Origin of the sequence: Shewanella youngdeokensis (genome assembly GCF_033180165.1) — a bacterium.
In the GTDB taxonomy this organism is placed as follows: Bacteria; Pseudomonadota; Gammaproteobacteria; order Enterobacterales; family Shewanellaceae; genus Shewanella; species Shewanella youngdeokensis.
Window position 1 is genome coordinate 3,141,486 of sequence record NZ_CP136522.1, and the last position, 24,931, is coordinate 3,166,416.

26 protein-coding genes and 1 other annotated feature are annotated in these 24,931 nt (G+C 42.1%); of the genes, 7 read left to right on the forward strand and 19 right to left on the reverse strand.

The window, feature by feature from the left end; all coding sequences use genetic code 11:
* The first annotated feature begins 227 nt into the window (after window positions 1–227).
* Together slyD and RGE70_RS13400 are read left to right on the forward strand one after the other, a co-directional pair.
* Window positions 228–845: a peptidylprolyl isomerase gene (gene slyD / locus RGE70_RS13395; RefSeq protein WP_310471941.1), complete on the forward strand. Its 618-nt coding sequence runs from the start codon at window positions 228–230 to the stop codon at window positions 843–845.
* 111 nt (window positions 846–956) lie between these two features.
* On the forward strand, window positions 957–1,331 hold the full coding sequence (locus RGE70_RS13400; protein WP_310471942.1) for a hypothetical protein: 375 nt from the start codon (window positions 957–959) through the stop codon (window positions 1,329–1,331).
* Window positions 1,332–1,341: 10 nt separating this feature from the next.
* On the opposite strand, the gene trpR is transcribed toward RGE70_RS13400, so the two are convergent.
* Complete coding sequence (gene trpR, locus RGE70_RS13405; RefSeq protein WP_310471943.1) at window positions 1,342–1,617, reverse strand: trp operon repressor; 276 nt, start codon at window positions 1,615–1,617, stop codon at window positions 1,342–1,344.
* A 219-nt stretch (window positions 1,618–1,836) separates the two neighbouring features.
* Here trpR and RGE70_RS13410 point away from each other — a divergent pair, with 219 nt between their 5' ends.
* Window positions 1,837–2,289, forward strand: coding sequence for a c-type cytochrome (locus RGE70_RS13410; protein WP_310472984.1), 453 nt, complete (start codon window positions 1,837–1,839; stop codon window positions 2,287–2,289).
* A 62-nt stretch (window positions 2,290–2,351) separates the two neighbouring features.
* Here the strand turns inward: RGE70_RS13410 and RGE70_RS13415 are convergent, their stop codons facing one another.
* Entirely contained in the window at window positions 2,352–3,029 is a 678-nt protein-coding gene (locus tag RGE70_RS13415) for a cytochrome b/b6 domain-containing protein (protein WP_310471944.1), read from the reverse strand.
* 306 nt (window positions 3,030–3,335) lie between these two features.
* Between RGE70_RS13415 and hpf the strand changes: the two genes are divergently transcribed.
* Both hpf and pheA read left to right on the forward strand, forming a co-directional pair.
* The gene (hpf, locus tag RGE70_RS13420; RefSeq protein WP_310471945.1) at window positions 3,336–3,698 is read left to right on the forward strand and encodes a ribosome hibernation-promoting factor, HPF/YfiA family; all 363 of its coding nucleotides are present in this window, start codon (window positions 3,336–3,338) and stop codon (window positions 3,696–3,698) included.
* A gap of 119 nt (window positions 3,699–3,817) precedes the next feature.
* Window positions 3,818–3,936, forward strand: a sequence feature (Phe leader region).
* 32 nt (window positions 3,937–3,968) lie between these two features.
* The gene (gene pheA / locus RGE70_RS13425) at window positions 3,969–5,945 is read left to right on the forward strand and encodes a prephenate dehydratase (protein WP_310471946.1); all 1,977 of its coding nucleotides are present in this window, start codon (window positions 3,969–3,971) and stop codon (window positions 5,943–5,945) included.
* A 189-nt stretch (window positions 5,946–6,134) separates the two neighbouring features.
* On the opposite strand, the gene RGE70_RS13430 is transcribed toward pheA, so the two are convergent.
* The 10 genes from RGE70_RS13430 to ffh form a co-directional block, all read right to left on the reverse strand.
* Window positions 6,135–6,476 carry a hypothetical protein gene (locus tag RGE70_RS13430; protein ID WP_310471947.1) on the reverse strand — a complete coding sequence of 114 codons (342 nt, stop codon included), beginning with the start codon at window positions 6,474–6,476 and terminating at the stop codon, window positions 6,135–6,137.
* A gap of 137 nt (window positions 6,477–6,613) precedes the next feature.
* Window positions 6,614–7,711: an FAD-binding oxidoreductase gene (locus RGE70_RS13435; protein ID WP_310471948.1), complete on the reverse strand. Its 1,098-nt coding sequence runs from the start codon at window positions 7,709–7,711 to the stop codon at window positions 6,614–6,616.
* An 89-nt stretch (window positions 7,712–7,800) separates the two neighbouring features.
* Entirely contained in the window at window positions 7,801–9,465 is a 1,665-nt protein-coding gene (gene hcp / locus RGE70_RS13440) for a hydroxylamine reductase (RefSeq protein WP_310471949.1), read from the reverse strand.
* A 282-nt stretch (window positions 9,466–9,747) separates the two neighbouring features.
* Window positions 9,748–10,887: a bifunctional chorismate mutase/prephenate dehydrogenase gene (tyrA, locus tag RGE70_RS13445; RefSeq protein WP_310471950.1), complete on the reverse strand. Its 1,140-nt coding sequence runs from the start codon at window positions 10,885–10,887 to the stop codon at window positions 9,748–9,750.
* Between the two features lie 14 nt (window positions 10,888–10,901).
* Window positions 10,902–11,993 (reverse strand): 3-deoxy-7-phosphoheptulonate synthase, encoded by a 1,092-nt coding sequence (locus RGE70_RS13450; protein ID WP_310471951.1) that lies wholly within the window; start codon window positions 11,991–11,993, stop codon window positions 10,902–10,904.
* Window positions 11,994–12,610: 617 nt separating this feature from the next.
* Window positions 12,611–12,964, reverse strand: coding sequence for a 50S ribosomal protein L19 (gene rplS, locus RGE70_RS13455; protein WP_310471952.1), 354 nt, complete (start codon window positions 12,962–12,964; stop codon window positions 12,611–12,613).
* A gap of 36 nt (window positions 12,965–13,000) precedes the next feature.
* Window positions 13,001–13,747 carry a tRNA (guanosine(37)-N1)-methyltransferase TrmD gene (trmD, locus tag RGE70_RS13460; protein ID WP_310471953.1) on the reverse strand — a complete coding sequence of 249 codons (747 nt, stop codon included), beginning with the start codon at window positions 13,745–13,747 and terminating at the stop codon, window positions 13,001–13,003.
* 15 nt (window positions 13,748–13,762) lie between these two features.
* Complete coding sequence (gene rimM, locus RGE70_RS13465) at window positions 13,763–14,293, reverse strand: ribosome maturation factor RimM (protein WP_310471954.1); 531 nt, start codon at window positions 14,291–14,293, stop codon at window positions 13,763–13,765.
* Window positions 14,294–14,313: 20 nt separating this feature from the next.
* Entirely contained in the window at window positions 14,314–14,565 is a 252-nt protein-coding gene (gene rpsP / locus RGE70_RS13470) for a 30S ribosomal protein S16 (protein WP_310471955.1), read from the reverse strand.
* Window positions 14,566–14,782: 217 nt separating this feature from the next.
* A complete protein-coding gene (ffh, locus tag RGE70_RS13475) occupies window positions 14,783–16,156 on the reverse strand; it encodes a signal recognition particle protein (RefSeq protein WP_310471956.1) in 1,374 nt (457 codons plus the stop codon).
* Between the two features lie 396 nt (window positions 16,157–16,552).
* Here ffh and RGE70_RS13480 point away from each other — a divergent pair, with 396 nt between their 5' ends.
* Window positions 16,553–17,341 (forward strand): cytochrome C assembly family protein, encoded by a 789-nt coding sequence (locus tag RGE70_RS13480; RefSeq protein WP_310471957.1) that lies wholly within the window; start codon window positions 16,553–16,555, stop codon window positions 17,339–17,341.
* 120 nt (window positions 17,342–17,461) lie between these two features.
* A complete protein-coding gene (locus tag RGE70_RS13485; protein WP_310471958.1) occupies window positions 17,462–18,745 on the forward strand; it encodes an HlyC/CorC family transporter in 1,284 nt (427 codons plus the stop codon).
* A gap of 102 nt (window positions 18,746–18,847) precedes the next feature.
* On the opposite strand, the gene RGE70_RS13490 is transcribed toward RGE70_RS13485, so the two are convergent.
* From RGE70_RS13490 to lepB, 7 genes are all read right to left on the reverse strand, one after another.
* The gene (locus tag RGE70_RS13490; RefSeq protein WP_310471959.1) at window positions 18,848–19,381 is read right to left on the reverse strand and encodes an Mpo1 family 2-hydroxy fatty acid dioxygenase; all 534 of its coding nucleotides are present in this window, start codon (window positions 19,379–19,381) and stop codon (window positions 18,848–18,850) included.
* A 228-nt stretch (window positions 19,382–19,609) separates the two neighbouring features.
* The gene (acpS, locus tag RGE70_RS13495) at window positions 19,610–20,005 is read right to left on the reverse strand and encodes a holo-ACP synthase (RefSeq protein WP_310471960.1); all 396 of its coding nucleotides are present in this window, start codon (window positions 20,003–20,005) and stop codon (window positions 19,610–19,612) included.
* A 113-nt stretch (window positions 20,006–20,118) separates the two neighbouring features.
* Complete coding sequence (gene pdxJ, locus RGE70_RS13500; protein WP_310471961.1) at window positions 20,119–20,856, reverse strand: pyridoxine 5'-phosphate synthase; 738 nt, start codon at window positions 20,854–20,856, stop codon at window positions 20,119–20,121.
* A gap of 449 nt (window positions 20,857–21,305) precedes the next feature.
* Entirely contained in the window at window positions 21,306–21,995 is a 690-nt protein-coding gene (recO, locus tag RGE70_RS13505; protein WP_310471962.1) for a DNA repair protein RecO, read from the reverse strand.
* Between the two features lie 221 nt (window positions 21,996–22,216).
* Window positions 22,217–23,209 (reverse strand): GTPase Era, encoded by a 993-nt coding sequence (gene era / locus RGE70_RS13510; protein WP_310471963.1) that lies wholly within the window; start codon window positions 23,207–23,209, stop codon window positions 22,217–22,219.
* Window positions 23,206–23,883 (reverse strand): ribonuclease III, encoded by a 678-nt coding sequence (rnc, locus tag RGE70_RS13515; RefSeq protein ID WP_310471964.1) that lies wholly within the window; start codon window positions 23,881–23,883, stop codon window positions 23,206–23,208. The genes era and rnc overlap by 4 nt, the downstream gene beginning before the upstream one ends.
* Before the next feature lies 1 nt (window position 23,884).
* The gene (lepB, locus tag RGE70_RS13520; protein ID WP_310471965.1) at window positions 23,885–24,802 is read right to left on the reverse strand and encodes a signal peptidase I; all 918 of its coding nucleotides are present in this window, start codon (window positions 24,800–24,802) and stop codon (window positions 23,885–23,887) included.
* Window positions 24,803–24,931 lie beyond the last annotated feature (129 nt).

The following is a 24,931-nucleotide window of genomic DNA, read 5'->3' on the forward strand; positions in this document are numbered from 1 at the left end:
CGCTCACCAATAACGCTGGCAAATGCCAAACTAGTCACCAAACATAGTTACATACATAATGAGTTAACACTGTTATGAAGATTAGATATAAGTAGTAACGATTTACCTTAATTGATTTATTTTCATCTTTCATAAAGATGTGCATTAAGTAGCATAAGTTTGTTCAAGCGGTCGCAAATTAAAGTAAAGCAAGCTAGAATGCGCGAAAATTACCGATTGGAGCCAACATGAAAATCACCGACAAATGTGCAGTAAGCATCCATTACCGATTATCAGATGCGAAAGGTCAGCTTGTAGAAAGCTCTTTTGAAGGCGAACCGATGCTGTATTTGCACGGCGCACAAAATATGATCCCAGGTCTTGAAGCTGCCCTAGAAGGTAAAGAGCAAGGCGATACACTTGACGTTACCGTTGATGCAGAGCAAGGCTACGGCGCTTACCACGACACTTTATGTCAAGAAGTGCCATTATCAGCTTTTGGTGACATTGAAGATATCGTTCCTGGTATGCGTTTTATTGCCGAAACAGAAATGGGACAACGCCCAGTTCAAGTCAAAGAAGTAAAAGATGATGTTGTTATCGTTGACGGTAACCACCCATTAGCAGGGCAAACATTAAGCTTTAGTGTTGAAGTACTTGAAGTACGAGCAGCAACTGAAGAAGAAATCTCTCACGGCCATATTCATGCTGGTGGAAGCTGTGGTGGCGATCACGCACATTCACACGAAGGTGGATGTTGTGGTGGTTCAGAGCATAGCCACGAAGGCGGATGCTGCAGTGATGACGAAACAAAAGAAGCAAAAGAAGGTTGCGACGGCAACGGTGGCTGTGGTTGCAAACACTAGTCATACTAACGCTTTAGACTGATTTATAACGCGATTCATTATTGATTAATGAATCGCGTTTTTTTATGCATTACAATCGCTAGCATCATAATCAACGCAATGGATCTGCGAATGCTATCAAGACCTTTCTATGAAGCCCTACCCTATAGCTATATTGCCATCGGTACATGCTGCCTATTACTACTCGAGCAAACCTTGGTGCAAATACTAGCCGTTGTGGTGTACATACTCGGCAGCCGGGTATACGCTTTACGCTCAGCCAACCGCCGCACAGATCCAAAAAAACGTCGTAAGCGTGGCCGAATACCAAGCTACTTATATGAACACATTCCATCGCTATGCTTACTTGGCTCAATTTTGCTTACCAAGCTTGATTTGAAAGCTGCCCCGATATTCGCATTAATCTGTTGTAGCTATGGGATTTATCTTTTTGTGCTACGTGCCAGTTACCGTAAACATCAGATTGTTGCTTCTGAGTTTAGGTAACGGGCTATCGCTATAATGTCAGCTGTTTAATTAGTTCTCGTTGCTCTTCAGTCATATGTTTTAAGTAATTGGAGCAACGAGTGATTGTCGCAATACTAATTTGATACTCTTGCGCGATCTGTCGTTGACTCATCTGTTCATGTAGTAATGTTTGAAAAATTTTGAACCGACTCGCAACAGCGCTTCGTTCCTCTTCCGTTAGCAATAACTCAAATAGTGTTACTAAAGCACTATGATCACTTTGTGCCATCACTTTATCTAAAACTATATCCCACTGTGCTCGCATTTCAGCCTCAACAATGTACTAGTGCGTCATTACATTTAGTTTATCAGGAATCATTAAACAGTCACACACTTTGACGTTGATTAAACATGGGTTTCAACCATTACAGAGCAAACTGGTAAGTTTTTACAAAATGATTAGAGACGGATAGCTAAAAATAGGTACAATAGCGTGAAGCTAGTCACACAAAGACATTAAAATGTGAGGGTAACAATGAGTAAAATATTAAAAATAAGTTTAGTCCTAGTCGCAGCAACAGCTTGCCTTGCCACTAGCGTGCAAGCTAATAATTTCAAAGAGGTCGATGATGCAATCCATTATCGTCAAGCCGCTTTTGGAATGATTGCCCATAACTTTGGTGACATGGGCGCCATGCTCAAAGGCAAAAAAGACTATGATGCCGCCATATTTGCAATGCGGGCCACTAACGTAGCTGCGCTATCTAAACTTCCACTAGAAGGTTTTGTCAGTGGTTCAGATACAGGCAGCACAGAAGCATTAGCAAAGATCTGGAGCGACAAAACGGATTTTGACGCTAAGATGAAAACATTCCAAGAAAATGCCGATTTACTGGCGTTAGCAGCCGGAACCAGTGATAAAAAGCAAATTAAGCAAGCATTTATCAATACCGGCAAAAGCTGTAAAGGTTGCCATGACGTTTACAAGAAAGACTAATTAAAACAAAGCCAGCTCTGCAGGAGCTGGCTCTTTAAGTAATGCCAAATCCCATTTTTACATTACAACATATCAATAATAGGTAGCATCAGATATACCACCACAACAGCGGCGATTATCATCATAATCGCAATTGCCTTGAACACTGGCACAAAGGTTAGGCTAGGCGCCTCTACAACCAGTAAGCGCTTATAACCGCTAAACATCGCCCCCAGAATTTTATCTCCTTTGGCTATATGAACACCCACCGCCAATATATGAATTACCGCCAAAACAAGAATCAAATCAAAATTCTTCTTATGTAACCAGGTCAACCATAAAGCACTATCAGTACTGACCAATGAAAATAGCGGCCCTTCGGTAAAAACCTCATCGGTTGCAAAAAGCCCAGTCAATAACTGCAAACACATTAATGTAATTAGAGTTACAACCATATAACCACCAACGGGATTATGGCCTATGGAAGTCGATATACCGTGCTGCTTGGTTTTTTGTAGATAGCGAATAACACGTTTAGGAGAGTGAACAAAGTGAGTAAACCTAGCGGTATCGCTTCCGACAACACCCCAAATGATCCGCACTATAAGTAAAATCAATAGACTGTAGGCTAGCAGTTGATGCCAATCCATTTCCCCCTGATCAGCTGTCCACCATAATCCTGCCAATAACAACACTGATAACCAATGAAACACACGTACGGGAAGATCCCATACTCTTATGTTGACAACCTTTTGGGTCATAAATTGTCACTCCCACAAATAAATTGTTTTTTTTGAGCATTATTTCAGAGGGGAAGAGTAAGCGCTATGAGGTTATTAACACAGTATATTTTTATTTAAGGTTAATCCATCCACCTCTTATCCATTCAAATATGAACCCCTTTTTACCCAGTTTCAAGGATATTTTGACGGTTATTGACTATATTTAATCAAGTGATCAAATATAAAGCGAACAGACTGAAACAGCCACCAAACGTGACACAGGTCACATTCTTTATCGCCGAAATTGTTAGTCTGAAGTCAAGGAAGCAATGAAAGGTTTGAAATATGATAAAGATTACTAGCAAGCACTTCGAAGTAACAGAGTCTATCCGTGAACGTATTGAGGCAAGATTAGAGAAATTAGCACGACACGATGTGCAGCTTATTAATCCACACGTAATCATACTACAGGAGAAGCAAGGGTTTAAAATTGAAGCGTCAGTCGGCATACCTAATGCCAAGTTATTTGCCCAGGCGAAACACGACGACCTATATGCAGCCATTAATGCAATGGGACAAAAGCTGGAAAAACAGCTCAATCGCCTAGTACATAAACCTGAAAGCCAACGTCATGCAACACTTAAAAGAGAAGATGATGCCATTGATGACGGTTTTAACGACGACAAAGAGGAGGAATTCGCGGCTTGATGTTATTTAATTTTTTGATTCAAAAGCGCACCTCAGGTGCGCTTTTTTTTGTAAAAAAATAAAATTGACTAACTTTTTATTGACACTAAACCAACTCCGCTTTAATTTAAATCTATGAACAAAATCCAAACTGTTTTTTTTACTTTCTTTTTTATACCCCCTACCCTCGGAGGCGGAATTTTGGTGTAAAAACGAAAGTAAAAATTCCAAAGCCTCCCACATGGGAGGCTTTTTTAATTCTGAGCGCTAAACTAGCTGTAAGAGGCCCGAATGAGCAAACCACAACCTTTAAATCATACTCGAGAGCAAATCACCAATCTCGACAATGACCTTTTGGCTTTACTGGCAAGACGCCGTGAATTAAGTTTGGATGTTGCTCGCAGTAAAGAAGTCGATATTAGGCCTATACGCGACACCATACGTGAAAAAGAACTGCTAGCTCGATTGGTAAAACAAGGTCGCGAGCAAGGACTAGATGCACATTACGTCATTTCGCTATACCAAAGCATAATCGAAGACTCCGTTCTCAACCAACAAGCCTACCTTCAAGGTCGCGCTAACCCTCAAACCCAGCAACAGCAATATTGCGTGGCTTATCTTGGCGCCAGAGGCTCATATTCATATTTAGCCGCTAGTCGCTATTGCAATCGACGCCAAGTTGAAATGCAAGATTTAGGTTGCCAAAGTTTTGATGAAATTATCCAAGCGGTTGAGTCGGGTCATGCTGATTACGGTTTTCTACCCATCGAAAACACCTCTTCTGGCTCAATCAACGAAGTTTATGATGTGTTACAACATACTAGCCTTGCAATTGTAGGTGAAACCACTATCGAAGTAGGCCACTGTTTACTGGCAAAAGCGGGTAGTAATATGAGTGACATAAAAACAGTATATGCACACCCACAGCCCATTAGTCAGTGCAGCCGCTACATTAGTCAGCATGGCAACTTTAAACTTGAATACTGCGCAAGCAGTGCCGAGGCAATGGAGATCGTCAACAACTCAAACAGCAACGATGTCGCCGCCATTGGCAGTAGTGAAGGCGGTGCTTTATATCAACTTGAAGCCATTGAAACCGGTTTAGCGAATCAAAAAATTAACCAAAGCCGCTTTATCGTCGTTGCTCGAAAAGCCGTTGATGTACCTGAGCAGCTTCCTGCCAAGTGCACTCTGATTATGGCGACAGGACAAAAGCCAGGTGCATTGGTTGAAGCACTACTGGTTTTAAAAGCCCGAAACTTAAATATGAGTAAACTTGAGTCTCGCCCTATTCCGGGTACGCCATGGGAAGAGATGTTCTATCTTGATATTGACGCAAATTTATCAAGCGAGCCCATGCAAGCAGCGCTCAAAGAGTTAGAACGCACCACTCGCTTTATCAAAGTGCTAGGTTGCTACCCTTGTGAAACAGTTAACCCAACACAGTTAACCAATAGTCAATTAATGATTGAGCCTAACACCTCAAAATCAACTCTATTGCCGAGCACAACCAACAACCAGCACAAGCGTTATAGCAAAGCTTACAAGAGAACAGCAACTGAAATCATCTGCGGCCAACTCAGTATTGGTAACGGTTCGTTAGGCGCAATAGCCCTTTTGCAACTTCCCTTCGAAATAACTCAATTTGAGCAGTATGCAAAAACACTTAAAGAGACGGGTTTTCAAGCTGTGGTTATTCAGGGGTTAAGCCAGCAGAGTGATTTACTTACCTCATTAGGTAAGTTCAAAAAAACACTAGAACAATTTGGCCTTGTCTGTATTTTACTGGTCGAACATGAAACTGATTTGGCCATTGCAGCGCAACTTGGGGATGCGATCATGTTATCCGGCACTCAAATGTACAACCAAAGCATACTTAACCAACTTGGTACTCTATTACTGCCAATAATATTAGAGCGCAATACCATGGCCAGTATTGATGACATTTTGAATGCGGCCGAGGTCATTTTAGGCCAAGGTAACCAACAATTAGCCTTATGTGAATCAGGTGTCAGTACGCTGAACAATTCTGGTAAACCCTCTCTTGATTTAGCCGCCTTAGTCGAGCTAAAAACCGCAAGCCATTTACCAGTCATCGTCAACCCTTGCTATGCTGTTGATGCTCCACAATTGCCCGACTTTACTAAAGCAATTAAACAGCTTGGAGGTGACGGGGTAATGGTCAATCTGAATCACATTGAACAGGTTGGAGATAGCGAAGCGCAACAAACGTTGCTAAATGAACTACTCAACCGCCTCTACCGTTAGATTAATTTCAGCATCAATGATGTAGCAACCGCCTTTATTGGCGGTTTTTTATTGCCTGACTCATTATTTGGCTGACACAGCTACACAACATCAGTATTGAAGCTTAAAAAAAGTGAAAGATTAGCGCTATAGATTGGAACCAGCGGCAATTCAATCCACCAGTTTAGGGTTGCAGCATGTGTTACTAGGTTAAATACAACGCCCTTCAATTAGGCTCAGCCAACCCTTAAAAATCCGGCCACTAAACCAAATTGCACCAGCAATATACAATGCTGCACTTAACCAAGGTTGATAGGTTAAATACCCAACCAGCATAGTCAGTAACATGCCCAGAATCGACCAACGTTGCCACCTTAGGTGCGAGTTTAACATTGTACTTAACGCATTTTGTCGCTGATGTAAGTTGATAAATAAACTTAATATGGCTGGCAATAAAATGATAGGAAAACAAGCCATTAGTCCGTATAGCATATGTGCAAGACTTTTATCCTCTAATGGTAAAGCGTTTGAATGCGTTGTTGCTGCCGCCATAATTCACTCCACCGGAAAAAGAAAAGGCAGGCGAAAATCCACTTCTCACCCACCTTTAACCTTACTTTCTCATTGCCCTTTACGCAATGTCGAACACTGATTTATTTGTCAATTTATCATTGTTGGCGCATTCTAGGTTATAGCACGAGTGTTACATCTGACGTCAGCTTTGTTGAACAAGCGAGTACATAGCCTTGTGCTATTTCAGCTGCTGTTAGTGACACTTGACTGCTAGATTCTGTTTCGCCTTCTATCACCTTACACTTACATGCGCCACACACTCCCGAACGACAAGCAGCAATAATTGGTAGCCCTTCAGCTTCTATCCCGTCAAGTACGGTTTGTGAGCGGGTAAGCGGGCGTACTTTGTCACCGATACGCAGCATAAAGCTACCGGTGTTAGTGTTAGCTGCAGCCTCTTGTGTCACTTCAACACCGTTAAGGTTACCTTTTATTGAACCAAAACTTTCTTGATGAAATTGCGCCATATTAAAGTTAAGTGACTTGAGTAATGCTTTAACCGCTGCCATGTAGGGTTCAGGACCACACACAAAAACCGTTCTGGAGCGAAAATCAGGTACTAAACGCTGTAAGTTATCTGCAGATAAGCGTCCAACCTCGGTATCCACATGAGCAGTAGGCTCTGCAGAAGCGCTTTCTAGAATGTAGTTAAGTGTAAAGTGTTCACCACGTGCAGCTATCTGTTCTAGTGATTGCTTAAACATAAGATCGTGAGTTGATTTAGCACTATGTAAAAAGCTGATGTTAGGGCTAATTTGAGTATCGGTTAACCATCGTGACATAGAGTACATTGGCGTAATACCACAGCCAGCACTTAAAAATAGATAGTTTTCAGCGTCAATATCAATCAAGTTAAACGCGCCATCGGGACCAAGTGCACTCACAACATGACCAACCTGTAAATTGTTAGCCAAGTAATTATAAACTTTGCCGCCTTCAATTTTTTTTACCGTCAACACCACTGAGTACGGACGCGAAGGTGATGAGCTGATAGTGTAACTGCGCCCAACTCTTTCACCATTAATGTCTAATAATAATGTTAAAAATTGTCCAGGTTTAAAGTGAAACTTAACCGGCTTAATACCCTGAAAACGAAAACTCACTACATCGTGAGTCTCGTTCCATCTTTCAACACACACTAACTGGTGCTCGCCAGTTTGCCATTGCTTAGCTTCAAACGGCGCTGTTGCCGTGCTACTTAAATTATTAGCCATATCAACCTAGGTTTAAAAATACTACAGATATAAAAATGGCCACATATGGGTGGCCATTAACATTGACTCATCACCGACTAAGTCGGCATTTATGCCACGTTTAGCACGCGTTTAAGATCCGCTTCAACTGTCGTTGTTGTACGTAGGCCAAACTTATCCTCCAAGACGTTAGCTAAATTTTCAGTTAAAAATGCGGGTGCGGTAGGACCGGTCATAATGTTTTTCACACCTAATGAAAGCAAAGTCAGCAACACGACAATGGCCTTTTGCTCGAACCACGACAGCACGAGTGTTAAAGGCAATTCGTTGATATCGCACTCAAACGCTTCAGACAAGGCAATTGCTAGCTGGATAGCTGAGTACGCATCATTACACTGACCAACATCCAATAAACGCGGAATACCGTTAATGTCACCAAATTCCAATTTATTGAACTTGTACTTACCACAACCCAATGTCAGGATAACGGAGTCTGCAGGGGCTTGCGTTGCAATATCAGTAAAGTAACCACGCTCTTTTTTGTCACCGTCACAACCGCCTACTAAGAAGAAGTGCTTAATCGCGCCACTTTTAACGTTTTCAATAACCGTTGGGGCTGCAGCCATAAGTGCGTTGCGGGCAAAGCCGATAGTGATTAAATGTGGGATTTCATCATAAATAAAGCCTTCTAAAGACTCAGCTTTAGCGATTACGGCACTAAAGTCATTACCAATAATGTGACTCACTCCAGGCCAACCAACAATGCTTCGAGTGAAAATACGATCTGAATAGTCCCCCACGGTAGGATCAATAATACAGTTCGATGTCATTACAACTGCACCTGGGAATGTCGCAAACTCTTTTTGCTGATTCTGCCAAGCACTGCCGTAATTACCCACTAAGTGTGGATATTTCTTTAACTCAGGGTAAGCAAGTGCTGGTAACATCTCACCGTGAGTAAACACATTAATGTTTTTGCCTACCGTCTGCTTCAAGATAAGTTCAAGATCCTTCATATCATGCCCAGACACTAAAATAGCCTTACCTTTTACAGATTTGGTATTCACTTGAGTCGGTTCTGGGTGGCCAAATGCGTGAGTCTCGCCTTCATCTAACATTGCCATAACGCGGTAGTTAAGCTGGCCAATTTGCATTGAAGTTTCAAACAGTCTGTCACCGTCAACTGAATCTTCACCTAAAAATGCCATGATCTCATGAAACTCACCAGCAACATCGTCGTTAGTTTGCTCAAGAACGCGAGCATGCTCCATATAGGCTGCAGCACCTTTAAGACCATATAAACAAAGTAAACGTAGACCCACGATATCTTCATGCACTTCATTTTTACCGCGGTTAGGCGCTGTTTGGATCGCTTGAGAAAGCATTTCTGGCTTAGTCGCCCCTAATACTAACTGCATGGTTGCTGTTGGCGCCTTTACTTCAATACTAAGCTCCATACATTTTGCTTCATACGCCGTTTGTAGACGTGTACGGAAAGTGTTGGCTTGTGTTGTGTATGCAATGATGCGGTCATCGTCAAAGTTGACGTTGGTTAACGTGGCAAAAAACGCCTTAGGTACAAAAGTATCAATCTCGTGATCGATAATACCAACTTCACGAGCACGAACAGCATAAGCCGACACACCTTGCAGAATGTAGATCAGTAGATCTTGTAAATCTGAAGTATCTGATGACTTACCGCACATACCTTGGGTGTAACTACAGCCATTACCCGCTGGGGTTCTAATTGTTTGCTCACACTGAATACAAAACACAACACTTACTCCTAATTAATACATGCATTTTATATGCATCTTTTAAGTTAAGTGTACGCGGATCCAAAAAATCCAAAAGTGGTTTATCGAGTCAAAGGCTAGAACTATGAATAAGATCACTAAAATGGGGCTAAAAAATCGAAGAGTTGATGAGTTTTATCTATTTGTTCTGGTTTACCGCCACCATATTGATAACGCTATTGATTCGCATTAAGGTTAAAATCGCAGACTGAGCATAAAAAAAGGAGCCTAAGCTCCTTCAATCACCACGCAGTTACTACATCAGTCCGTTTTCATATCATTCACCGACTGCAGCATAGCTCGACTCTCTCGCTGAAACTGTGGTGCAAAATCACCAAACCACTGCGCAACATCTTTAAACTGTTGTACAAATGCTTCTCTATTACCTGATTTTAATATCGCTAATGCTTGTGAATAATTATCTAAATAATCACTGATTGCGACCAAGCTTTCCTCTTGTGCAAAAATAATGTCAGCATAGAGTTCAGGGCTTTGGGCAAACAACCGCCCTACCATTGCCAACTCTAAACGATAAATTGGTGAGCTAAATTGCAATAAAGACTCAATATCTGCGTTTTCTTTATAAAGGTTAAGTCCATATACAAATGACGAGAAGTGCCGCATTGCCTGTACCAACTGCATCGCTTTATCATGCTTTTGTGGTTCAGCTTCAACAATACGAGCCCCCCAAATTTTAATTTGCTCTACCAGCCACTGATATTCAGACTCACCTCGTCCATGACAAACCACCACAACCTGTTTTGCTAAACTGCCAACATCTGGACCAAACATCGGATGCAGACCCAGTACTGGACCAGAATGTGCTGCTAACATCGCCTCAACTGGAGCCGTTTTAATTGATGTTAAGTCAGCAAGAATGCAATTAGCTGGTAATTGAGTTAATTGCTCAGCAATTAACTCACAGGTGATATTAATCGGAACGGTCACGATAACCAGCCCTGCCCCCTCAAAAATACGTTGACTATTGGCCCAGTCGTCCTTGTCTAATGACTTAACTTGGTAGCCAGACAACGTCAGCATCTGTGAAAATAAACCACCAAGCTTGCCTTCACCGCCAACAATAACTACATGACCTAAGTCGAGTTTAACTTGTTTGAATCCAACATCTTTTTCATTGAGGTAAGATTCACGCATTAAGCGTCTCAAAATATCCTCGATCAATTGCGGTTCGATGTTCATTGCTTTGGCTTCGTCGCGACGCTTAGCTAACATTGATGCCTCACGCTGTGGCGCATAGATTGGTAATCCAGCACCGTGCTTTACCGCACCGACTTGAGCGACTAAATCCAAACGTTTACGAAGTAGGTGCAATAATTGCTTATCAACGCCATCAATTAAGCCCCTAAGGTTTTCTAGATCTGCCGTGGTCTTTTCGCTCATTACTTTCTCATCCATTAGCCGTTAGCAACTTTCAGCATATCAAACCTTGTAGGTAATATAGAAGCTAAGTCTACAGCACTGCTACGTAATAGTGTTTCTGTTGTCGACCAATCAATACAAGCATCTGTCACTGATACACCGTATGCTAGTTCATCAAACGGTAGGTCACTACTTTGTTTGCCAGCATTTAAATGGCTTTCAAGCATGACACCAATAATGGATTGGTTACCGTTGATAATTTGGTTAAACACATCTTCACAGACTGGTTTTTGCTTATTATGATCTTTTGATGAATTACCGTGACTACAATCTACAATCAATCGAGCATTTAATTTAGCGGCGTGTAACTGTTTTTCACATTCAGCCACGCTGGCTGCATCATAGTTAGGCGCTTTACCACCGCGTAAAATAACATGGCCATCAGGGTTACCTGCGGTTTGCAATAGTGCTACTTGCCCTTGTTGGTTGATCCCCATGAAGCGATGGCTACTCGCCGCAGACTCAAGTGCATTAATTGCCACACCTAGTTTACCATCAGTGCCATTTTTAAAGCCGACAGGCATCGATAAGCCCGAGGCCATTTCACGGTGAGTTTGCGACTCAGTTGTACGAGCGCCAATCGCTGACCAAGTGATAAGCTCTGACATGTACTGTGGACTAATAGGATCAAGCGCTTCAGTGGCAACTGGCAACCCAATTTCAGCAAGCCAAATCATCAGTTCACGGGCTTTACGCAAACCTTTGTCTACATCAAATGATTCATCCATATCAGGGTCATTGATCATCCCCTTCCAGCCCACTGTGGTACGGGGTTTTTCAAAGTATACTCGCATCAAGATGTAGAATTGATCATTGAGCTCATCATGTAATTTTTTTAGTTTTAAAGCATATTCTTTAGCAGCGTCAATATCATGAATAGAGCAAGGACCTGAAATAACCAACACTCTGTTGTCACGTTTATGGACGATGTTTGAAACCGTTTTGCGGGCATTAAGTACATATTTGTTAGCAACAGCTGATAATGGTAAATCGCGCTTTAACTCCTGCGGAGTAACCAACACTTTTTCAGCGCTAATGTGAATGTCGTTAATCGTATCTTGCTGCATGCTAGCCACCTGTTTCAATTTAATCATCTATCATTACCAGCTGATCCAGCCGATGAATAAGCCATTACCAAAATCTGTATTTACGTACTGCTACACCAGTACAAGTTATGACTACTATGCCTGTGCTTGAAGTTAAGATCAAGCAGCAACGTCGATTAACTAAGTTATTTTTTGTAGAACTAATAATTTACTTCATAGCCTCTTTCATCGAGAAAATAGCGACTTCCTCTAAACTATGAACTCACCTAGATGATGTATGTAATACCATTACAAAAGTAGTTTTAACTTTTACGGCCTTACTCTGTCAGCCTTAACTTTTCTGAAAATGGATTTCATTACTATGGGTATATTGCAAAAAATTGATATCGCAAACATTACAGTGAAGTGGATAATTAACAGTACAATTGTAGACTGCTGATATTTGACAGCTAAAAGGCTAAGGTAAACTAGCAACCAAATTGTTTTGCTTGCCTAAAGAATGAAACGATATAGATATAAAACATGCAGTTATTTGTAGTTCAGGGTTAAATCGCAGCCAACAAAAAACCGCCATATAGGCGGTTTCTCGTGCGAACACTGCATCTTTTTTTTAGCTAAACTAATTATTACAAGAATAATTATTTAGTAGCTAGCTTCTCACGGATACGTGCAGACTTACCTGAACGCTCACGTAGGTAGTAAAGCTTAGCACGACGAACACGGCCGCGACGCTTAACTTCGATGCTAGAGATGATTGGGCTGTGAACTTGGAACGCACGCTCAACACCTTCGCCATTAGAGATTTTACGTACAGTAAACGCAGAGTGAACACCGCGGTTACGTTTAGCAATTACAACGCCTTCAAACGCCTGTAGACGCTCTTTACCGCCTTCTACAACACGTACTTTAACAACTACTGTATCACCGGCACCAAATACTGGTACGTCGGTTTTCATTTGCTCTTCATTGAGCATTTTGATGATGTTATTCATTAAATAAACTCCATTCTAGTAATAACTATGCTTCGACTAATCATCTTTTTTGATGCTGTCTACAAATTCAGCCAAAAGCTTCTCTTGTTCGCCAGTCAGAGCTAGATTTTCAAGTAATTCTGGTCGTCTTAACAAAGTCCTACTGAGACTTTGTTGCAAACGCCAGCGTCTAATATGTTCGTGGTTTCCACTTAGCAATACGGCTGGAACATCCAGACCATCCATACTTTCAGGACGCGTATAATGCGGACAATCCAATAATCCGTCAGAGAAGGAATCCTGCTCTGCCGAAGCCTTTTTTCCTAGCACACCAGGAACCAGCCTTGATACTGAATCGATTAAAGTCATCGCTGGTAGTTCACCGCCCGAAAGCACGTAATCTCCAATCGACCACTCTTCGTCCACTTCAGTTTGAATAATGCGCTCGTCAATACCTTCATATCGACCACACACTAAAACCAAACTCGATGATGTTGCTAACTCCTCAACGCCTTGCTGTGTCAGCTTACGGCCTTGAGGTGAAAGGTAAATCACCTTTACGTCTTTTCCAGCTGCAGCTTTTGCTGCGTGGATAGCATCACGTAGAGGTTGCACCATCATTAACATGCCAGGGCCACCACCATATGGGCGGTCATCCACTGTCTTATGTTTATCATGGGTGAAATCACGAGGATTCCACGTTTGCATCTCTAGCAAGCCCTTGCTAACTGCACGACCCGTTACACCAAAGTCTGTTACGGCACGAAACATCTCCGGAAACAGGGTTACTACCCCTAACCACATCTGCTGTACCTCGACTTAAAAGTCCGGATCCCAATCCACTAAAATCTGTTTTGCCGTCAAATCCACTTTTAAGATGAATTGTTCGGTAACAAAGGGAATCATTCGTTCCGCTTTGCCAAAGCCATCTTTTGCGTTTGCTTTAACAAGAAGTACATCATTTGATCCTGTTTCCACGATCTCCTGAACTTTACCCATGTTATAACCTTTGGTATTAACGACTTCACAACCGATAAGATCTCGCCAGTAGAATTCATCTTCTGGTAAGTCTTCCATTTGTTCAGTGGTTACGGCTATCTCACAATTTGTAAGCGCCTGAGCCTGATCCCGTGTTTCTACACCTTCAAGGCAAGCGACTACCGCTTTACCTTGCATGCGCCACTGGAGGACTTTTACCTCACGCCATTCACCTTCAACTTTTAACAGCCAAGGAGAATAATCAAAAATACCTTCAACAGAATCGGTATAGGTAGTGATTTTCAACCAACCTTTAATGCCATAACTTGAACCTAATTTTCCAAGTATGACGGGTTCTTGTTTACTGCTCATCAATCTATACCTTAACGCTATTAAGCAGCTGCTTTACGTGCGTCTTTGATCAATTTTGCTACACGATCAGATGTAGCAGCACCGTTAGAAACCCAATGTGCAACGCGATCAAGATCTAAGCGTAATGCTTCTTCTTGGCCACGAGCTACAGGGTTAAAAAAGCCAACACGCTCAATGAAACGACCGTCACGGGCGTTACGGCTGTCAGCAACAACGATGTTATAAAATGGACGCTTTTTTGCGCCGCCACGAGCTAAACGAATGGTAACCATGCGTTTTGTATCCTCTAATGATTTGCTTTTATCAAGCAAAAATAAAAACTGAAACTCCGTGTTCGCGGAGAGCTCCAGATAGAAAGCTGGCAGATTTTACCTGACTGACCAGCGAATGCAACCGTATTCGACGTTTATTACGCCAGAAACGGTTTACAGGCTAGAATGAAAATTCAATCTAGCCTGTAAATTTAACTACAGAACAATCAAAAATAGCCTAACGGCCTGGCATTTTCATACCCGGTGGCAGCATTCCACCCATACCGCGCATCATTTTCTTCATGCCGCCTTTACCCGACATTTTCTTCATCATCTTCTGCATTTGCGTAAACTGCTTAAGCAACCGGTTTACGTCTTGAATTTGTGTACCCGACCCCATTGCAATTCTGCGCTTACGAGAACCTTTAATAATGTCTGGACGCTGGCGCTCGCCAGGTGTCATAGAATTAATAATAGCTTCCATTTGGCCGGTCATTTTACCATCTTGAACTTGGGCAAGCGCCTCTGGTGGCAGTTGACCAACACCCGGTAGCTTCTCAATCATATTCATCATGCCGCCCATGTTCTTCATTTGCAGCAGCTGCTCGCGAAAATCTTCTAAATCAAAGCTACCGCCTTTTTTAACTTTCGCAGCAAGTTTCATGGCCTTGTCTTGGTCAACGCCGCGCTCAACCTCTTCAATAAGAGAGAGCACATCGCCCATACCAAGAATGCGAGAAGCAATACGATCAGGGTGGAACGCTTCTAGTGCGTCGGTTTTTTCACCCACACCCAAGAATTTAATTGGTTTGCCCGTGATATGGCGGATAGACAGTGCAGCACCGCCGCGTGCATCACCATCAACCTTGGTCAATACCACACCTGTCAACGGCAAGGCTTCATTAAAGGCTTTAGCAGTATTAGCCGCATCTTGACCTGTCATGGCGTCAACCACAAACAAGGTTTCAACTGGATTAACAGTAGCGTGCAGCTCTTTGATCTCATCCATCATGGCTTCGTCAACATGCAAACGACCTGCAGTATCGACAATAACAACATCAATGAACTTAAGCTTAGCGTGTGCAATCGCCGCTTTAGCTATATCAATAGGCTTTTGGCTAACATCTGATGGAAAAAATTCAACTTCGACTTCTGTTGCAAGCGTTTCTAGCTGTTTGATTGCTGCTGGGCGATAAACGTCAGCACTGACAACTAATACCGATTTTTTTTCACGTTCACGTAAAAATTTTGATAGTTTTGCAACGCTGGTTGTTTTACCAGCACCTTGCAGACCAGCCATCATAATGACTGCCGGCGGTTGAGCTGATAGATCCAAAGCCTCGTTGGCTTCGCCCATCGCATTTTCTAGCTCACTTTGGACAATCTTAATAAAAGCTTGACCCGGACTCAGGCTTTTTGACACCTCTTGCCCGACTGCGCGCTCTTTTACGCTTTTAACAAATTCGCGAACTACGGGTAAAGCAACATCGGCTTCAAGCAGAGCCATGCGAACTTCGCGTAAAGTTTCCTTAACGTTATCTTCCGTTAAGCGACCACGGCCACTGATATTTTTAAGTGTACGTGACAATCTGTCAGTTAAGTTCTCAAACATTATGCAGTTCTTTACCGTATTAAATTAATATTGATGGAGCTGTATTATAGCGATGCCCAGATATTATGCTACTCAATGAACCAAGTAACTTGCTGCTGATTTGGCCGTATAGAAAACATTTTTCAAAAAAACTGACTTATAACATCAATTCCGGGTATTTTTGTAACCAATGTCACTGCCAAAATTACCCGTCATCGTGTTACTCTAAAGTCAGATGTAATCAGGATTTCGCAGGTTTTAGAATATAAACATGCCTGGCTACGACGCATGATGCTGTCATGTGATTTTTTGATGATTCAAGTTACTATATACACTCGGTAGTCTGCCAAAAATTTTGGTTATGACTAACAAATGATAATGAAACAATAGACCAACAAAACAATAGGTTAATACTTAATGGTTATTTTCCCAGCGTCAGCCATGTTTTTTTACAGTATTGCTTTGGTTCTCGTCGCGACACGCCTTTTTCACGTTGACGGCCCAAACAGAAAGTTAGTTGCAGGTGTTGCCACGATTGCAGTGGTGTTGCATGCCGCAGCGTTATCACAGTCGATATTCACCGAAAATGGGCAAAACTTAAGCCTGACCAATGTTATCTCACTGGTAAATTGGATCATCGCTTTTAGTTTCACGGTACTATTGTTCCGACTCAAAGTGATCGTTGTTGTACCTGTTGTTTATGCCTGCTCGGTTATTTCAGTCGCGCTTTTATGGCTACTGCCACCAGAGTACATTACTCACTTTGATATTAATCCTGATATATTAGTTCATGTTGTTCTTTCACTCATGGCTTACAGCGCCCTCATGATTGCAGGGCTTTACGCTATTCAGCTAGCCATTATTCAAAATAGACTCAAAAATAAAAAATTGGTGATGACCTCAGCAATGCCACCGTTAATGACGGTTGAGAAGCAGCTTTATCATCTGATTATTGTGGGTGTCATTTTATTGAGTTTGTCACTGGCGACTGGGTTTATCTTCTTAGACGATATGTTTGAACAAGGCAAAGGGCACAAAGCAATTTTATCGAGCATGGCTTGGTGTGTTTACATCGCGATGCTAGCTCAGCAGTACTGGTTAGGCTGTAAAATTAGAACCGCTGTCGCGTATACATTAACGGGTGGCATATTGTTGTCTTTGGCATATTTTGGCGCTCGTATCGTTAAAGAGCTTATCCTCAACTAACCCTCACTTTAGTCAATTGGCCCAATCAATTGCATATTGGGCCAAACTTGACAGCTAAATAAAATAGCTGTAATTACTTATTTTTATAGTATTTATTCATCCACGGCGGAGTTCCAACTTTTGGACGAAATATCCACTAGCGTACTTGTAACTGTTTTGTTCATCTTGATTCTTTGTTCAGCCTATTTTTCTGGGTCTGAAACAGCCATGATGTCGCTAAACCGATACCGTTTACGTCACTTAGCATCAAGCGGCCATAAAGGGGCGCTTCGAGCCTCTAAAATGCTAGAGCATCCAGACCGCTTAATTGGCCTAATTTTGATTGGCAACAACTTGGTTAATATCCTAGCATCCTCAATTGCCACCATTATCGGGATCCGGTTATTCGGTGATGTAGGCATTGCCATTGCAACCGGTGTGTTAACCTTGGTGGTGCTGGTTTTTGCAGAGGTCACGCCTAAGACCTTTGCAGCGCTACATCCCGAACGAATCGCTTTTCCATCTAGTCATGTGTTGCAAATACTGCTCGTTATTTTATCGCCTTTTGTCGTTGCAATTAACTTTATCACCTCCGGTGTACTCAAACTGTTAGGGATCCGCACAACTAAAACCTCTGATGCATTAAGCCAAGAGGAGTTACGTTCAGTGGTGCATGAAGCTGGCGCATTGATCCCTAGGCGACATCAAGAAATGCTGCTGTCGATTATGGATCTTGAGAAGGTCACAGTAGAAGATGTTATGGTACCGCGCTCTGACTTATACGCAATTAACATCAATGATGACTTTAAAAGCATCAATAAACAGGTGATTCAAAGCCCTCATACTCGAGTATTGCTCTATCGCGACACAATTGATGATGCCGTTGGGTTTGTGCACCTTCGCGATGCTTTGCGATTACAATCTAAAGAACAGTTCAGTAAGTCATCATTGTTGCGTGCCGTAAAAGAGCTCTATTTTATACCTGAAGGTACTCCGCTTAATGTACAGCTAAGCAACTTTCAGCAAAACAAAGAGCGTATAGGTTTAGTTGTTGATGAATATGGCGACATTCAGGGCTTGGTAACACTTGAGGATATTCTTGAAGAGATTGTAGGTGATTACACAACCTCAATGGTTACTACGCCTAGCGAAGATATTTGTGAGCAACAAGATGGCAGCTTTCTAATTGAAGCAAGCATTAATATTCGAGATTTAAATAAAGAGATGGAATGGCACTTCCCCATCGACGGACCAAAAACACTTAACGGCTTAATATTGGAGCATCTTGAAGAGATCCCATCAGTTAAAACCAGCATGCGCATTGCAGGCTATCCGATAGAAGTGATAAAGCTGGGTGATAATATGGTGAAAACGGTTCGGGTTTTGCCACAGTATTTCAAAACACCTAAACAAACCAGCACCTAGCACCAGTCCTTTCAAACAGACAAATTATGCTTAACAGAAAGTTAATACTAAAAACGCTAATCAATGATTAGCGTTTTTTTGTTTATAAGCAATATAGCTAAATTATTTTTTAGCCGCTTCAATGGCTCGACGTTTATCGCGCGCTAATGGAGTTATCTCTGCCAGTAACGCCTGCTCTAAACCCATTTTAAAGTACACTTCAGCCATTAAAAAGAAGGGCCCAATTAAGAGCTGATTCAAATCATCGATAAACGCTGGCTTGGCCTTTTCATATTTGTGACCCACAAACTGAATAATCCATCCCACAACGAACGTTACAATAGCAATGTAACCAGCCCCATCATACTGAGCAATCCACGCCGAAGATAACAGTACTGGCACCATGAACAGCGCAAGACCGACAGCCAGCTTGGCATGCAAAACAAAGTAATAAACCAATGATAATACAGCAATAATGGTGGCAATATTAATATTCAAATACGGGCTATCTAATACAATAAAGTTAACAGGTATAAGGTTTAACGCTAAAAATGCCGACCATACAATAAGTGGCACACCAAAAAAGTGCGTTGTTATATTGCTAGGGTTTAAATGCACACTTTTGTACGTCGATAACTGTTCAACGGCAGACTTCATCTAATGACCTCACGACTATTACCAGTTCATTTAGTATAACTACATAGTTACTTTAACAGTTACTTAACTTAATGGATTTTATCTAAGAAGAACAGAGGAATCATTTTTACGTTATAAAGTACTGCGCATCTGTGTCGACGATTAACGGCTGCAATACAAACTTGCAAATGAGATAAGATACAGCGTGGAGAAACTATTCGCGTTATTCGTTAACAATTTAAATTGTGGTTACGACTCAATAATCACAGTAGCAGTAGCATAGTGTTTTTCGTCGGCAATAGACAAATGACCACGAACACCACCTAACAATGCCATTCTATCTGCCGCGCCCCCTGTAAATGTAACAATAGGCGCACCATTAACGTTATTGCTGATCTCAATATGTTGAAATGATACCCCACGGCCAATACCGGTGCCGAGCGCCTTTGCCGCGGCCTCTTTAGCTGCAAAACGCTTTGCCAAATAACGGGCAGGGTTAGCTGACGCCACAAATAAACCTAACTCAAACTTAGTGAGCACTCTTGTCGCCAAACGGTCATTAGCTAAGTTGGGGGCGCCAGCACTTGGTACTCTAGCCTCTATTCGTGATATCTCAACGATATCTGTCCCTAAACCAATAATCATATCCCCTCCTTTCGTTACACTATTCAAGTGGCGCCGTAGATAAATTAAAACCGAGAATAGCGGTACTATTCTCGGCTTAAAAAATCACGCTCGGCGTTATATTTGTGCAGCGGTTATTCGCCTCGGCGACCTTCTATCATCAACTGCTTCATGTCACGAACAGCTGTTGCTAAACCATCTATGGCAGCGCGAGCGATAATTGCATGGCCAATATTAAGCTCGTAGAGTTCTGGAATGGCCGCTATGGCTTTAACGTTATGATAATGAAGCCCGTGTCCGGCATTAACAACGAGTCCTTTGCCATGTGCATAAGTGGCCATTTCGCTGATCCGGCTTAGTTCTTCTGCCGCTTCGGTATCGGTTTTAGCGTCTGCATAACAACCCGTATGGATCTCAATTACAGGTGCCCCAACAGCCACCGCTGCATCAATTTGGGTTTTATCAGCATCAATAAACAATGACACTTTAATGCCTTCCTGGCTTAAACGTGCGACTGCTGCAGCGATTTTATCTTGTTGACCAGCAACATCCAAGCCACCTTCAGTTGTTAACTCTTCACGCTTTTCAGGAACTAAGCAAACGTAAGCAGGTTTTATTTCACATGCAATGTCGAGCATTTCTTGCGTGACTGCCATTTCAAAATTCATGCGCGTTTTAAGCGTTTTAGCCAAGGTGTAAACATCTCTATCGATAATATGGCGACGGTCTTCACGCAAATGAATCGTAATACCTTCAGCACCAGCATGTTCGGCAACTGCGGCGGCATGAACAGGATCAGGGTAATTTGTTCCACGGGCTTGACGTAATGTGGCAATGTGATCGATGTTAACGCCCAATAAGATCCGGCTCATTATAATTCCTTAAAAAACAGCTGAGATGAAAGTCTATATGTTACAGATTGACTTATCGATTAGCCAGTATACACCACCTAAACGAGAGGTATTAATCGCCAGTTAACACAAACTATCTAATGCAATGCATACAATTGCTATGATCATGATAGTCCATGACTAACGAGATACTGTTACTTCTGTGCACACAAAAATACAAAGGCTGCGGCGTTAACTAATAACCGCATTGTACAAATAAGTACATGCATTCATATTCCCTCCAGAGCAAACCATAAGTGAATCATTAACGCGTTTAAAACCCATTACTAATCGTGATTTATGATGGTAGATTTAGCAGAAATACAACTTAGCGTTCATCACTAGCAGCGCTGCACTTATTGCTAACACGATGAATTAACGGGCAGCATGGAGATAATAGCCGCAGAGCCTCTTAACAGTCGCATAGACCACTAAAGTTTGCGTTTTTTGGTAAATAACCCTCTAGAATGCAGGGGCTTGTCACCTAGTATAGGAGCCAGAAGCTGACGCATCAACAGCTTGGCTTCACCAAAATGCTCGGCAGTAAGCGCTTGTTGATTCAACGCAACCAGCATTTCACCGCTAAAAAACCGGTGCTGATTAAATGCCGTTGCAATCACTGGCATAAAACCATGTTCAGGTTCCAATCGATAAAAACCACTACTTGTTAATGGAGCACCTGACGGATCATTTTCAAGTGATGGCATAGTGCCTAACTCTTGTAGCAATGCCAATTCAAAATAGCGTAACTGACTTTGGTTAAACGCTTTAGCCATTGCGATTAGCGTTTGATGATAATTAAAAAATAGGTTCTCAGTGCTGTGTTGCACCGTTAAGCAACGGATCAGCAGTTCATTAAGGTAGAGACCCGAATACAAGCAATCACCTGTTAATGGTATCGGGGGGCTTGCAGCTTCGACTTGTTTTAAGTTTTTAAGGTCTGACTTACCTTGCAGTTGAAAAATAAGCGGTTGAAAGGGTTGGACTATACTGCGGATTGAGTTTTTAACGCCACCTAAACGAGCCACAGCATCAACACGGCCCTTACCGTCTACTAGCAAGTTAACCAGCACGCTTGATTCACGAAATGGCCTTGTATGTAGCACATAACCACGTTCCATATTAGTCTCATCTATATAGGAAAATAATAAATGCCGATAAACGCTATACGCCTGTCGGCCTAACGATGTTATCAAGTAACCGTTATAACAACCACATCGTCAATGAGTTGTACTATAGGGCTTACCCAAAACATGACCAAACAAATAAAAACTGAATCATAGAAATAATAATGCCTCTTTTTATTGCTAAAAAGAGGCATTATTTCAAGCAAGATTAGATGCTATTCTTCACCGTAACCTAGGCTACGTAATGCACGTTCATCATCTGCCCAACCTGATTTCACTTTGACCCACATCTCTAAGAAAACTTTGTTATCAAACAAAACTTCCATATCGACACGGGCTGCAGAACTGATGGTTTTAATACGCTCACCTTTATTACCAATAACCATGCGCTTTTGCGTTTCGCGCTCAACAAGCACAAGGGCGTTAATTTGATAAACACCGTTTTCCATCATCTTAAACTGCTCAATTTCAACCGTGCAATCGTATGGAAGCTCATCACCCAAAAAGCGCATTAACTTTTCACGAACGATTTCAGATGCCATAAATTTTTGCGAACGGTCAGTCACGTAATCTTCAGGAAAAAAGTGAGGTGATTCTGACACTGCGGCAACAGACATATCTAAGATACGTTGTACATTCGTCCCTTGCGTAGCTGAAATTGGTAAAATCTCATCAAATTCAAACTTTTTAGACAGTTCTTCCAAGTAAGGAAATAGCAATTCCTTATCTTTAATGCTGTCGACTTTATTGATGGCTAACACAGTTTTACGGCCATCATTACGGCTTTGCAATTTGCGCAAAACCATTTCGTCATCTGGTGTCCAAGTCATACCGTCAACGACAAACACCACTAACGCCACTTCAGCCAGAGAGCTTGATGCAGCACGGTTCATTAAACGGTTAATAGCACGCTTTTCTTCCATGTGAAGACCCGGCGTGTCTATAAACACCACTTGGCGTGGCCCGTCAGTATGGATCCCCATAATACGATGGCGAGTCGTTTGCGGTTTCTTTGAGGTAATACTTATTTTTTGACCTAACAATTTGTTAAGCAAAGTTGATTTACCAACGTTTGGGCGCCCAACAATCGCGACCATTCCACAATAAGTTACTGCGTATTTCACGGCCGATGAAGGGTTGTTCATCTGCGCTAGCAAATCGTCTAGACTTGGCTCGTTACTTTGCGGTAAATCTTCGTTGTTACTCATTTATTTATTAACTCCAACACTTGAGCGGCTGCACTTTGCTCTGCTTTTCTGCGTGAACTAGCAACCCCGACAACGGCTTGTCTCAAGTTTTCTACAACACATTCGACGGTAAAGGTTTGCTCATGGGCATCGCCTTCAGTATGGACCACTCTATACACAGGCAACGGTTTTCTGAACTTTTGCAGGTGTTCTTGAAGTAGAGTCTTTGGATCTTTCTGGTTAATCGGTTCAATCACTTTTAAGCGTGATGCATACCAATCAAGCACTAATCGAGTACAGTTATCAATGCCAGAATCGAGGTAAATGGCCCCAATAATCGCTTCAACCGCATCGGCTAAAATAGACTCACGCCTAAAGCCACCACTTTTTAACTCACCAGGGCCTAGCTTTAAGTAATCACCTAGTTTGAATTCAATCGCGACTTCAGCCAGCATTTTACCGCAAACCAATGTGGCACGCATGCGGCTCAAATCGCCTTCTGTCGCTTTTGGAAATTGATGATACAGCGCATCTGAAATCACAATAGACAGAATAGAATCACCTAAGAATTCGAGACGTTCATTGTGCTTATTAGAGGCACTACGGTGTGTTAGCGCTTGATCTAATAGAGCTTGGTTAGCAAACTCATAACCTAATGTACGACATAGTCTTGGGATATTTTTAATCGGTTCCATATTACACAATTCCGCCTACACGGTTAAAACGTACCCCAGATGGGATCCAAGTGGGCAAAAAGTCAGCAGGGGCGCGATCAAATTCGAAACTAATCCAAATTGCTACCGCCTTGCCAACTAAGTTTTGTTCTGGCACAAAGCCCCAGTAGCGGCTGTCGGTACTATTGTCACGGTTATCGCCCATCGCAAAATATTGCCCTTCAGGAACAATAAACTCGGTTAACGGAACATTGTCTTGACGATAGTAATAATTAATCATATCTGGTCGAGAAGGATTGATAAGTAAGTCATGAGTCACTTCACCAATCTGCTCTTTAAAACGTAACAGCGGTGTACCATCTTGCGAAAACTCACCGCGGTTAACCTGTGCATTATCAATGAGTTTAAGCTCTGGACAAGGACTTTGACCTTCGGCACAAGCAGGTTGAATAAACAACTGCTTATTACGGTATACAATTCTGTCACCCGGTAAACCAACAATACGTTTAATATAGTCAATTTGCGGATTTTTAGGGTACTTAAATACAGCTACGTCACCGCGCTCAGCTTTGCCCGTTTCTTTCAGTGTTGTACGCCAAACAGGGTCTTTAATGCCGTAGCTAAACTTCTCAACCAAGATGAAGTCACCAACAAGCAGTGTCGGCATCATTGAGCCTGATGGAATTTGAAATGGTTCATAAATAAATGAGCGCAAAATAAGCACAAATGCAATAACAGGGAAAATGGATTTTGAAGTTTCAACAAACGCTGATTCGCGCAAGATCACTTCCGCACTTTCTTCTGCCAAATTTACATTTTCCGCTTGAGCCATTGCCAACTTTTCGCGACGTTTGGGCGCAAATAAAAGCGCATCAGCCAACCAAACGAGGCCACTACCTAATGTGACGAAAACCAAAATAAGAGAAAAATAGGCTGCCATTATTAATAAACTCCTGCCAAACATAATGAGATGGTGACAACTATGTCGATGTCACTATGGTTATACGCCAGTAATGAAAGCGCCGCAAACTGCGGCGCAAAGTCTAGCGATATATTAACAAACCTTAAC

Bases quoted from the DNA above. Each gene is read 5' to 3' on its own strand.
- slyD (WP_310471941.1), top strand. From the start codon at position 228: ATGAAAATCACCGACAAATGTGCAGTAAGCATCCATTACCGATTATCA.
- RGE70_RS13400 (WP_310471942.1), top strand. From the start codon at position 957: ATGCTATCAAGACCTTTCTATGAAGCCCTACCCTATAGCTATATTGCC.
- trpR (WP_310471943.1), bottom strand. From the start codon at position 1,617: ATGCGAGCACAGTGGGATATAGTTTTAGATAAAGTGATGGCACAAAGT.
- RGE70_RS13415 (WP_310471944.1), bottom strand. From the start codon at position 3,029: ATGACCCAAAAGGTTGTCAACATAAGAGTATGGGATCTTCCCGTACGT.
- hpf (WP_310471945.1), top strand. From the start codon at position 3,336: ATGATAAAGATTACTAGCAAGCACTTCGAAGTAACAGAGTCTATCCGT.
- pheA (WP_310471946.1), top strand. From the start codon at position 3,969: ATGAGCAAACCACAACCTTTAAATCATACTCGAGAGCAAATCACCAAT.
- RGE70_RS13430 (WP_310471947.1), bottom strand. From the start codon at position 6,476: ATGGCGGCAGCAACAACGCATTCAAACGCTTTACCATTAGAGGATAAA.
- RGE70_RS13435 (WP_310471948.1), bottom strand. From the start codon at position 7,711: ATGGCTAATAATTTAAGTAGCACGGCAACAGCGCCGTTTGAAGCTAAG.
- tyrA (WP_310471950.1), bottom strand. From the start codon at position 10,887: ATGAGCGAAAAGACCACGGCAGATCTAGAAAACCTTAGGGGCTTAATT.
- RGE70_RS13450 (WP_310471951.1), bottom strand. From the start codon at position 11,993: ATGCAGCAAGATACGATTAACGACATTCACATTAGCGCTGAAAAAGTG.
- rplS (WP_310471952.1), bottom strand. From the start codon at position 12,964: ATGAATAACATCATCAAAATGCTCAATGAAGAGCAAATGAAAACCGAC.
- trmD (WP_310471953.1), bottom strand. From the start codon at position 13,747: ATGTGGTTAGGGGTAGTAACCCTGTTTCCGGAGATGTTTCGTGCCGTA.
- rimM (WP_310471954.1), bottom strand. From the start codon at position 14,293: ATGAGCAGTAAACAAGAACCCGTCATACTTGGAAAATTAGGTTCAAGT.
- rpsP (WP_310471955.1), bottom strand. From the start codon at position 14,565: ATGGTTACCATTCGTTTAGCTCGTGGCGGCGCAAAAAAGCGTCCATTT.
- ffh (WP_310471956.1), bottom strand. From the start codon at position 16,156: ATGTTTGAGAACTTAACTGACAGATTGTCACGTACACTTAAAAATATC.
- RGE70_RS13480 (WP_310471957.1), top strand. From the start codon at position 16,553: ATGGTTATTTTCCCAGCGTCAGCCATGTTTTTTTACAGTATTGCTTTG.
- RGE70_RS13490 (WP_310471959.1), bottom strand. From the start codon at position 19,381: ATGAAGTCTGCCGTTGAACAGTTATCGACGTACAAAAGTGTGCATTTA.
- acpS (WP_310471960.1), bottom strand. From the start codon at position 20,005: ATGATTATTGGTTTAGGGACAGATATCGTTGAGATATCACGAATAGAG.
- pdxJ (WP_310471961.1), bottom strand. From the start codon at position 20,856: ATGAGCCGGATCTTATTGGGCGTTAACATCGATCACATTGCCACATTA.
- recO (WP_310471962.1), bottom strand. From the start codon at position 21,995: ATGGAACGTGGTTATGTGCTACATACAAGGCCATTTCGTGAATCAAGC.
- era (WP_310471963.1), bottom strand. From the start codon at position 23,209: ATGAGTAACAACGAAGATTTACCGCAAAGTAACGAGCCAAGTCTAGAC.
- rnc (WP_310471964.1), bottom strand. From the start codon at position 23,883: ATGGAACCGATTAAAAATATCCCAAGACTATGTCGTACATTAGGTTAT.
- lepB (WP_310471965.1), bottom strand. From the start codon at position 24,802: ATGGCAGCCTATTTTTCTCTTATTTTGGTTTTCGTCACATTAGGTAGT.